Source organism: Rossellomorea oryzaecorticis (assembly GCF_045897515.1).
Classification (GTDB): domain Bacteria; phylum Bacillota; class Bacilli; order Bacillales; family Bacillaceae_B; genus Rossellomorea; species Rossellomorea enclensis.
Genome location: NZ_JBJOSA010000014.1, coordinates 84,808 through 95,024, shown reverse-complemented (window position 1 = coordinate 95,024; position 10,217 = coordinate 84,808). Strand labels below are relative to the sequence as shown.

Sequence of the window (10,217 nt, the reverse complement as noted above, 5' to 3'; positions counted from 1 at the left end):
CAGCTAACCGCTACTACTACCTTCACGGCTCGGGACTTCAACCCTATAGAGTGTGTGCATGCCTGGCACACCAAAAATACAGAGAACCTATTTGTATAGGCTCTCTGTATCTTCCTGAAATTAATTTAGTTTTTAACCGAGGTCATTTCTTTTTGGCGCAGTTCGATTCTTCTGATTTTGCCTGATGTTGTTTTTGGCAGTTCTTTGACGAATTCGATTTTGCGCGGATATTTGTATGGAGCTGTCAGCTGTTTTACGTGTTCCTGCAGCTGTGGTACAAGCTCAGAGTCATTCTGGTCAACGCCCTCACGCAGTACGACGAAGGCTTTTACAATCAGGCCGCGTACTTCATCAGGGCTGCCGACTACAGCGCACTCCTGTACAAATTGATGCTTTACAAGTGCATCCTCTACTTCGAACGGTCCGATTGTGTAACCGGAGGAGATGATGATGTCGTCTCCCCTGCCTTCGAACCAGAAATAACCGTCTTCATCTTTCTTCGCTTTATCTCCGGTGATATAGTAGTCACCCCTGAACTGCATGGCCGTTCTTTCAGGATCTTTATAATAGTTCTTGAACAAGGCAGGTGTTTCAACGTGAACGGCGATATCTCCTACTTCCCCGAGTTCACAAGGTTGTCCTTCTTCGTTTATGACCTCCACCCTGTTGCCCGGTGTAGGTTTGCCCATGGATCCCGGTTTCAGTTCCATGCCCTTCATAATACCCACCAGGAGAGTATTTTCAGTTTGTCCGTAACCGTCACGAACTTCGATGCCATGATGTTTCTTGAACGCATCGATGACTTCCCTATTCAACGGTTCACCTGCGGAAACAGCACTGTGAAGCGGTGAAAGATCATACGTTCCGAGATCATCGACTTTGGCCATCAGGCGGTATTCTGTCGGTGTACAGCAGAGAACGTTAACACCATTGTCCTGAAGCAGCTGCAAATATTTATTCGGTTCGAATTTACCTTGATAAACAAGTCCAGTCGCTCCTGAACCAAGGACGGACATGAATGGACTCCAAATCCATTTTTGCCAGCCGGGGCCTGCCGTTGCCCAGACTGTATCCCCTTCTTCAATTCCAAGCCACCCTTTGGCGGCCGTTCTAAGGTGGGCGAATGCCCAGCCATGTGTATGTACGACTCCTTTAGGATTTCCTGTCGTCCCAGAAGTGTATGACAAGAAAGCCATATCATCCCTGGCCGTATCTGCAAACGGCAAGTCCCCTGATACGTCTTTCATTTCTTCCTCGACCGTGATCCAGCCTTCCTGCTTTTCGCCAATGACGAATTTTTGCAGCTTATCCATCCCTCGCACATTCTCAAATTGCCCGATGAATGGTGCATACGCGACGATTCCTTTTACATCCCCGTGTTCGATCCTATATTCAAGATCTTTCGTACGCAGCATTTCTGAACTTGGAATGACGACCATACCGGATTTTAAAGCTGCCAGGTAAACTGCATAAGCTTCGATCAATCGTGGGACCATGACCAGGATGACATCCCCCTTTTCGAGGCCGGAACCCAAGAAAACGTTTCCAATTTTATTAGCGTCCTTGATCAGGTTACTGTATGTAATTTCTTTTTTTTCACCCGCTTCGTTCTGCCATTTGATCGCGAGCTTTTCTTCATTACTTGCAAACTTCTCTACTTCTTCAACCAAGTTGTACTTTTCAGGTGCAATTAATTCATGTCTGTCCATCCGAATTCCCCCTTGTTTGTACTTACACCTCTATTATACAAAATAATTTTAATTTTTTAAATTATTCATTTTTATAATTAAGAGAAGGCAAGCTGGGAATTAAACAGTATTTTCGATTAAGAATCTAGACCGTTCCTTTCCGCTGCAAACATAAGATTCCCCATGGAGGAAGTCGAGCCTCCTCTGCGTTCCGAAAAGCGGAGGCGGCTCGTTCATTGGATCCAATAAATAATTCATTTAACAAGTGCTGACATCCTAGCTGGCATAGAATCCAGCAGTATATTGTAGTAGAAGACGAAAACTCCTGCAGGAGAAGTGGCCAATGTGAGACTTGTCCAGCAACAGAGGACTTGCCAAGTTATCATCTTACCCGTAACATCGTGGGTTAATTTGGTAAACTGCTTTTAGAGAAATCCAAATATACTACTGGGACAGTAAAAAAGTTAATGACGAAGTTGGGCAGTTCAGAAAATCTACGGTTTGGTCTGGTATGAAACAGGACCCATCAGGATGTATTTGTGTAGGTCATATCCCTATTCAAAACCGATTCAAGCGATTGATTGGAGTGCAAAACGCAGACTCCTGCGGAAAAGCGAGTTAGGTGAGACCCCTCAGGAGCGCAGCGACGAGGAGGCTCACCCGCGGAAAGCGAAGTCTTCCACGGAAATCAACAGCGGTGATGAATGGAGTTAATACGTTGAGAAGTCAAATAATAAGCTTCTTTTAGGGCTGCCTAAAACCAAATTCAGTATGGGTGCGTATCTTGACATTTGCCTTCATATCAGCATGCTCACTGCTCACCCGCGGAAAGCGAAGTCTTGCACGGAAATCAACTGCGGCGTTCAAAACCCGGACAAAATTAAAAGGAGCGGGTAAACCCCGCTCCTTGTAGCCATTGTATTTAATTATTTTTGGTATCCGCCACCGATTTGTTGTTCAGCCATTTGGACTAAACGCTTAGTGATTTCACCACCTACAGAACCGTTAGCGCGTGCAGTTGCATCAGCACCAAGTTGAACTCCGAATTCAGAAGCGATTTCGTATTTCATTTGGTCAAGAGCTTGTTGAGCTCCTGGAGCTACTAGTTGGTTAGAACTTCTGTTTGCCATGTGTTTTCACCTCCTCGTTGCTTGTTGAGTATAGATTGCGCGAAAACACATGGCTTCATGCAACGAAATTTGTTGGTAAATGTTCCTATTTAAAGGAGGTCATCAAAGCTTTCTTCGCTGCTTGAATCCGCTCCTCCATGGATGGTGATCGTCTCTGTTTCTTTGACCGATTCAAGGATCAGCTGCTGGAAATCAACAAAGCTTTCGTAATACTGCACCTTTTCTTTTTTGGGTCTTGTTTTAGGTGCCGGCGGTGTGAAGATCGTACAGCAATCTTCATACGGCAGGATCGATATATCATGAGTATCGATTTTTTGTGCGATATCGATGATTTCAAGTTTATCCATGGCGACCAGCGGTCTCAGGATCGGGGTGTTCGTGACGTCATTGATCGCCTGCATGCTTTCAAGAGTCTGACTCGCCACCTGTCCGAGGCTTTCACCTGTTACCAATGCAAGACCTTCGTGCTGCTCGCGGATTTTATCTGCTATCTTAAGCATCATTCTTCTCGTTGAGGTCATAGTATAGTTTTCAGGTACCTGATCGTGGATCGTCTGCTGGATCTTCGTGAAAGGGACGATATGCAATTTAATGCTGCCTGAAAAAGCAGAGAGCTTCTTTGAAAGATCGATGACTTTCTGCTTAGCACGTTCGCTTGTGAAAGGCGGGCTGTGAAAATGGACGGCTTCGATTTCCACGCCTCGCTTCATGGTCAAATATCCAGCAACCGGACTGTCAATCCCCCCTGACAGCATCAGCATAGCCTTTCCGCTGGCACCGACCGGCATTCCCGTTGAGCCGGGGTAAATCTCAGAAGAAAGGTAAACACCTTCTTTTCTGACTTCCACATTTAATTTTATATCAGGATTTTTGACATCCACGGTCAATCCTTCTGTATTCCTCAAAATGTATGAACCGACCTCATAATTAATTTCATTGGTTTCCAGTGGAAAATGTTTATCTGCACGGCGGGCCGATACCTTAAAAGTCTTGCCTGGTTCAAAGCTTTTATGCACCAATGCAGCTCCCGCTTTGCAGATTTCCTCTATATCCCGTTCAACTTTCACTACAGGACTGAATGATTGAATCCCGAAGATCTTTTGGAGGCGCGGGATGATCTCATCCCCATTTTCCTCACCCAGAAGGATATGCAGACGGTCACGGCTCGCAGACACGGATACACCCGGATAATCCTTTAAAGCCTGGATAATATTCTCCCTGAGTTTTGATGTGAACTTTTTACGGTTTCTTCCCTTGGTGGAAATTTCACCGTATCTGACTAAAATTCGATTATATTTCATCGCGATCTCCTCATTGTTTTCTCTAATTGTGCGGTTTCTTGTTTTAGAAGACTGATGAACCGCTCTGCTTCTTCCATTGTATTGTGATAAGACAAACTTACACGGATCGCCCGGTCTGCCAGTTTCTCCCCCACTCCCATCGACAGGAGGGTCTGACTCGGCTTGCTTTTCTTGGAAGAACACGCACTGGTAGTGGAGACGTATACCTCATGCTGATCGAGGGCGTGAATTACCACCTCACTCTTAAAACCTTCAATGGAAAAGTTAAGGATATGCGGTGCACTCCCTTCTTGCGGCGTATGGACAGTCACTCCGGGCATGGTTCCCAGTTGTTTCCGTATATACCGTTGAATATCCTTCATTTTATTTAAGCTGTCACGGCTTTCTTCGTGATACAGCCTCATCGCCTTTGCAAAGGAAACGATGCCTCCCGTATTCTCTGTCCCGCTTCTTACGTTTCCTTCCTGCTCTCCTCCGGACAGAATGGCAGAAAGGATGACGCCATCTCTGACATACAGCATCCCCGTCCCCTTCAGACCGTGGATTTTATGGGCAGAAATACTGTATAAATCGATATGATGATCCTGTAAAGAGACAGGAATTTTCCCGAATGCCTGGACACCGTCAACATGAAAAAGAATCCTGGAATGCTTTTTCAATAAGGAACCAATTTCTCTGATTGGCTGCACGGATCCTACTTCATTATTCACATGCATGATGGAAACAAGGATCGTGTCCGGCCGGATCGCTTTTCCTACATCTTCAGGGTCGACCACACCGGATTCGTTGACATCAAGGTAAGTCACTGTGTAGCCGAGTGATTCCAATTGCTTCATTGTATTGGATACAGAAGGATGTTCTATTTTTGTTGTGATAATATGTTTCCCTCTGTTCCTGTATTGGAGGGCAGCCCCTTTAATCCCCAGGTTATTGGACTCAGTTCCTCCTGATGTGAAAATCACTTCTTTCTCGTTGATATCCATGATGGAAGCAATCTGTTTCCTTGACTGAGCAATTAATTTTTCCACCCTGCCGCCAAAAGAATGAATGGAAGAAGGATTGGCAAAATAAACGCCATTCACCTTCATAAAAGTATCCAGTGCTTCCGAATAGGGCTTGGTGGTTGCTGCGTTATCAAAATAAATCATGATATACACCTTCTTTAGTTCTATCCAATCATTAATATTATCACAAATTCTTTTGAACCCAAATGAAATCCAACATAACCCGAAATTATTTTGACAATAATATTATTTAATAAAAACGTTGAAATTTTTATTATTTTATAAAAATAACCATTGATAACTTTGTCGAAATTTGCGACAATCATTTAGGTGATAAACCTGATTAATTATTCAAATATACTAAATTGCAAGACTATTTAGATTTTCGACATTTTTCTACACGGATGTGATAAGATAGTTTTGCTCATGATAACGTTTACAAACGGAGGGGTATATATGAACGAGAAAGCGCTGTCATTCGGCGGTGTATTAACTGTAGGTCTAATGCTTTTCGCTCTTTTCCTCGGAGCCGGAAATATGATTTTCCCCCCATTTCTCGGTCAGCAGGCCGGTGACCATGTGTGGACGGGAATCATCGGGTTTTTGATCACCGGGGTGGGGCTGCCTTTGATGGGAGTAATCGCCATCGCCAAATCTGGAGGCGACCTTCAAACACTGGCAAACCGGGTCCATCCGGTTTTTGGATTGATCTTCACCATTATCATGTACCTTGCAATCGGACCATTTTTCGGAATTCCGAGAACCGGTACAGTTGCATATGAAATCGGCATCATTCCTTTTTTACCTGAAGATGCAGCAAAATATGGGGTGTCCCTTCTTATTTATTCAGTCATCTTTTTTGCACTGACAGCCTGGCTTGCGATGAATCCTTCGAAGCTTGTTGACAGAATCGGTAAGGTTTTGACTCCTTCCCTGCTGATCATCCTTACTGTACTGGTTGTGAAAAGTATCGCAACCCCCATGGGAAGCTTTGGAGAGCCGAATCCTGCATACCAGGAAGGTCCTCTCTTCAAAGGTTTCATTGAAGGCTATCTGACGATGGATACAATTGCGGCCCTGGTATTTGGTATCGTAGTAATCAATGCCATTAAGGACCGCGGGATTACAAATAAATCATCACTGACCAGGATCACGATCATTGCAGGGCTCATCGCTGCGGCGGGACTTGCCCTTGTGTATCTGTCACTCAGCTATATCGGAGCAACGAGTACAGACTCAATCGGTGCCCTGCCCAACGGCGGTGCCATTCTCTCGGCGGCCGCAGATTACTTATTCGGCTCTTTGGGGGCTGTGATCCTGGGGCTTGCCATCACGTTTGCCTGTATCACCACGTCCGTCGGACTGGTATCGGCATGTGCACAATATTTTTCAAAGATCATACCTGTATCTTATGGAAAACTCGTCATTATCCTTTCTGCTTTCAGTATGTTGATTGCCAATATCGGGTTAACTCAGTTGATTGCCGTTTCATTGCCGGTGCTCATTACCATCTATCCTTTGGCAATCGTATTGATCGTCTTATCATTCATGCATAATTGGTTCAACGGCTACTCCATGGTTTATGTTTTCGCTTTGGTGGCAACCGGCCTGATCAGTTTGATAGACGGCCTGAAGACAGCAGGTGTGGATGTAAGTGCAGTGACCGATTCATTGAACTTCCTTCCTTTTTACGCTGAAGGGATCGGCTGGCTCTTGCCCGCAGCAGCAGGTGCCGTCATCGGCTTTGTGATAGCCAATTTGGCGGGTGCATCCAAACGCATTATTGAAGCTTAACAGCAGCATTAAAGACCGTTGAGAAGAATGTTCTTCAACGGTTTTTTTATATTTCAGGCTTCACCCCATGCTCAAAATAGACAGAACAAAAAAGCCAGTACTCCTTTAAAAGGGATACTGGCTTCCTTCATTACTCTTCGATATTGATCATCTTTTCGATTTTTTTCAACGCGCCCGGTTCCACTTTCTCAATCGTGGTGGCCGCTTCCTCAAGCGCCTTACGGTAGTCATATTGCCTGAATGCTTCTTCCGCTGCCTGAAGCCCTTCACGCACTGAGTTGTAGCGGCTTCTGTAGCGGTTGCCGTATTGAATGATTTTTTCTGAAAGCAGGACGTTTTCTATAAGGTCCTGTGTTTTTGAATAGAAGTGATCGACAGTATCAGCTGCTTCTAAAAGCGTTTCCTGGATGAATTTCATATTCAATGGTTTTTCTGTCAGGCTTGCGTTCACCTGCTCGATCTTGCGGTGAACTTCAGTAAGAAGCTCATCATAATCTGCAGGGAGCCCGGGCACATTGCTTTTCGCAATCATCCTGCTTGCCTCTGCGGTCTTTTTCTTGAGTTCCGCAATTTTTTCGCGTGTCGTCAATTCATCTTTACGCAGATTCTGAAGAAAGACACCGAATTCCGCCTGCTCCCCATTCAGGACTTCCAGACCACTTCTGATTTCCTTCAGTTCTTCACTCAACGATGTGTACGCAGTCTTATTGCTTTCCACTTTTTCAATAATCAATTCGTGGCGCTTTGATAATTGGATGATTTTCTTCTGTAATTCCTGAGGTGCCTTAAGATCGGATTCATGTAAATGATAACCCTGCTGCACAACATTCACTTCATACTGAATATCATCATTCTCTTCTTTCGCCTTAATGAGGCCTTCAGTCGTTTCGTCCTTATATTGAAGCACAAAGTGTCTCGCATGCACTTCTTTTTCCAGTGAATCATAAAGCATTTCTATTTTACTCTTGATTTCCTGCAGACCCTGCTCAACTTCTTCCGCCTCAAGGGACTGAAGACGGCCTTTGAAACCGGCCAGCGTCTCATTCAGGTCTTTTACTTCTTTGTCGACTTCCACATGTTCGAGTACGTAGCCCTGTTCCTTCATTTCAGCATATCCTGCTTCCAGTTCGGATAACTGGGAAGGAAGGATATTCTCGCAGTCCGCTGTCAGCTTAGGGATGCTTTCCATCTTGTAGGCGATCGACTTCATTTCCTGCCCCAGGTTCAAGACGATTTCACGTGCATCCAGATAGTTGCCCTGATCTGTCAGTGATTTAAATTCTTCGATTTCTTTAGCAAGCTTATCAAGCACAGCTTCGATTTTCTTCGCGGCCTGTCCATATGTATGACGGTATGCAAGCAGCTGCTTCTTGCTGCTGCGGTATTCTTCTTCTAATAATTCTATTTCTTCCCTGTTCTTTTCTTCACTGCCGACAAGTTCATTCAGCTCTTCCAGGATCTTGTCAATCTTGGCTTCTGTTTTAGTGAGGACTTCATCGATTTTTGCCAGCGTTTCCTTCGTCTTCTTGTAACGGAACTTATCTGTGTATTCTTCGGCGTCAAACAGAAGTTCTTCAATATCAGGAAGCTCGACAGCCACGATTTCGTCCCAACCCTGTCTCCAGCCTTCAAAAAGCTGTTCCGTCTGCCCGGTCATGTTCAGCTGTTTGACCTTAGACAGTTCTTCCGGAATCGGCCGGTTCATGATATCCACCTTCCAAGCTTCGTACCGGTCAATTTCCGCATAATATTTCTTTCTGGATAAGACTCCGATTAGGAATAAAATCAAGATTAGTATGATTCCAGCGATGACATATTGCATCTTAAGCCCCCTGTTCAACTATTCAGTAGACATCTATATCAATTTGAAAGTTTCATTAGTAAATTCTCATTGTTATAATGATACCATGAGAACGACATTTTTTGACTAATAAATTCTATTTTTTCAACTCTAAAAGTTAAAATATAGCGTTTTCTCTAAAAATAGTGAAAAATTCACATAAAAATACAGATGATTTGGATGAAGGAAGGGTTTTCTGATGAAAAAAGTCGACGGACATATCCATACTCCTTTCTGCCCTCATGGAAGCATGGATTCATTTCACGAATATATTGAAAGGGCCATCGCCCTCGACTATTCACAACTGACGTTCACGGAGCACGCGCCGCTCCCGCGGGGCTTTGTGGATACGACACCAGATCAGGACAGCGGTATGGCTGAAGATGATGTCCCTTTGTACTTCGATACCCTTGAAGAACTGAAAGAGACATACAAACAACGGATTACCATCCTTTCCGGCCTTGAAGTGGATTATATTGAAGGTTTCGAGAATGAGACAGCCGATTTCCTCAACAGATGGGGTGAGAGATTGGATGATAGCATCCTCTCGGTTCATTTCTTACATTATAAAAATAAATGGGCCTGTCTTGATTTCAGTCCTGATGTATTTAAGAAAATGATAGGACTTTATGATTCCGCGGACGAAATTTACCGGCATTACTACAGGACCGTCCTTAAATCGATCGAAGCCGACCTTGGCCCCTTCAAGCCGAAGCGCATCGGTCATATCACGCTTGTAAAAAAGTTTCAGAAACTTTACCCTGCATCAACCCCCTTCAGCAAAGAAATAAAGGCAATTCTGGAGGCCGCTGCTTCTAGTGGATATGAACTTGATTACAACGGCGCAGGTGTCATTAAACCACATTGCGGTGAATCCTATCCCCCGGAGGAAGTCATTGAACACGCCCGAAAACTCGGGATCAAAACCGTATACGGATCCGATGCCCACTCCGCAGCAGGCATCGGCCAGGGAAGACATGCCATGAGGCTGTAATACAGTAAAAAGAAGCTGGGACAAAAGTGATTTAGTAAAGCAAAACCCGAGCTATTTTGCATGAAGTGAGGCAAAATAGCTCGGGTTTTTAATTTGTTCATTGTACATTGTACTTCTAGGAATTAGCTCACTCAGCGGTTGATTGGAGTGCAAGACGAAGACTCCTGCGGGAAGAGTAGCTTATAAGAAAAGCGGAAGGGCTTTGCTCAGAGGCGTGTGGCATAAGACGAATCGGCCACGAAGGCGTTCTTTGCCTTCTTGGTTGGTTTGGCTTATGACATGTGCCTCTAAGCCCTGCAGCTGGACAATTAAAAAAGCGGAAGTGGGCGTTTTGCTCCCTTTGAAAAATGTTCTTAGGCTTTAGAGGCGCTTTTTGCCTCAAAAGCCTAAGGTTAATTTTCAAACGGGAGCAGACCACTGGAGCTGGACAAGTGAGACCCCGCAGGCTTGCCGAGGAGGCTCACGG

The 10,217-nt window shown here is 44.7% G+C and carries 7 protein-coding genes; 2 read left to right on the top strand and 5 right to left on the bottom strand.

The features are described from left to right. Positions 1-125 precede the first annotated feature (125 nt). The 4 genes from mbcS to ACKA06_RS15630 all read right to left on the bottom strand — a co-directional run bounded on the left by mbcS (position 126) and on the right by ACKA06_RS15630 (position 5,267). Complete coding sequence (mbcS, locus tag ACKA06_RS15645) at positions 126-1,709, bottom strand: acyl-CoA synthetase MbcS (protein WP_411160072.1); 1,584 nt, start codon at positions 1,707-1,709, stop codon at positions 126-128. A gap of 905 nt (positions 1,710-2,614) precedes the next feature. Then, positions 2,615-2,818: an alpha/beta-type small acid-soluble spore protein gene (locus ACKA06_RS15640; RefSeq protein ID WP_032087337.1), complete on the bottom strand. Its 204-nt coding sequence runs from the start codon at positions 2,816-2,818 to the stop codon at positions 2,615-2,617. An 89-nt stretch (positions 2,819-2,907) separates the two neighbouring features. Further along, positions 2,908-4,119 (bottom strand): tRNA uracil 4-sulfurtransferase ThiI, encoded by a 1,212-nt coding sequence (gene thiI, locus ACKA06_RS15635; protein ID WP_411160071.1) that lies wholly within the window; start codon positions 4,117-4,119, stop codon positions 2,908-2,910. Then, positions 4,116-5,267: a cysteine desulfurase family protein gene (locus ACKA06_RS15630; RefSeq protein WP_411160070.1), complete on the bottom strand. Its 1,152-nt coding sequence runs from the start codon at positions 5,265-5,267 to the stop codon at positions 4,116-4,118. Before ACKA06_RS15630 ends, thiI begins: the two co-directional genes overlap by 4 nt. A 312-nt stretch (positions 5,268-5,579) precedes the next feature. Here ACKA06_RS15630 and brnQ point away from each other — a divergent pair, with 312 nt between their 5' ends. Next, positions 5,580-6,917 carry a branched-chain amino acid transport system II carrier protein gene (gene brnQ / locus ACKA06_RS15625; RefSeq protein WP_198258959.1) on the top strand — a complete coding sequence of 446 codons (1,338 nt, stop codon included), beginning with the start codon at positions 5,580-5,582 and terminating at the stop codon, positions 6,915-6,917. 130 nt (positions 6,918-7,047) lie between these two features. On the opposite strand, the gene ezrA is transcribed toward brnQ, so the two are convergent. Continuing rightward, complete coding sequence (gene ezrA / locus ACKA06_RS15620) at positions 7,048-8,739, bottom strand: septation ring formation regulator EzrA (protein ID WP_411160069.1); 1,692 nt, start codon at positions 8,737-8,739, stop codon at positions 7,048-7,050. Positions 8,740-8,956: 217 nt separating this feature from the next. On the opposite strand from ezrA, the gene hisJ reads away from it, so the two are divergent. Further along, a complete protein-coding gene (gene hisJ, locus ACKA06_RS15615) occupies positions 8,957-9,751 on the top strand; it encodes a histidinol-phosphatase HisJ (RefSeq protein ID WP_411160068.1) in 795 nt (264 codons plus the stop codon). Positions 9,752-10,217 lie beyond the last annotated feature (466 nt).

Excerpts from the sequence above, each read along its gene's own strand:
- mbcS (WP_411160072.1), bottom strand. The coding sequence starts at position 1,709 with ATGGACAGACATGAATTAATTGCACCTGAAAAGTACAACTTGGTTGAA.
- ACKA06_RS15640 (WP_032087337.1), bottom strand. The coding sequence starts at position 2,818 with ATGGCAAACAGAAGTTCTAACCAACTAGTAGCTCCAGGAGCTCAACAA.
- thiI (WP_411160071.1), bottom strand. The coding sequence starts at position 4,119 with ATGAAATATAATCGAATTTTAGTCAGATACGGTGAAATTTCCACCAAG.
- ACKA06_RS15630 (WP_411160070.1), bottom strand. The coding sequence starts at position 5,267 with ATGATTTATTTTGATAACGCAGCAACCACCAAGCCCTATTCGGAAGCA.
- brnQ (WP_198258959.1), top strand. The coding sequence starts at position 5,580 with ATGAACGAGAAAGCGCTGTCATTCGGCGGTGTATTAACTGTAGGTCTA.
- ezrA (WP_411160069.1), bottom strand. The coding sequence starts at position 8,739 with ATGCAATATGTCATCGCTGGAATCATACTAATCTTGATTTTATTCCTA.
- hisJ (WP_411160068.1), top strand. The coding sequence starts at position 8,957 with ATGAAAAAAGTCGACGGACATATCCATACTCCTTTCTGCCCTCATGGA.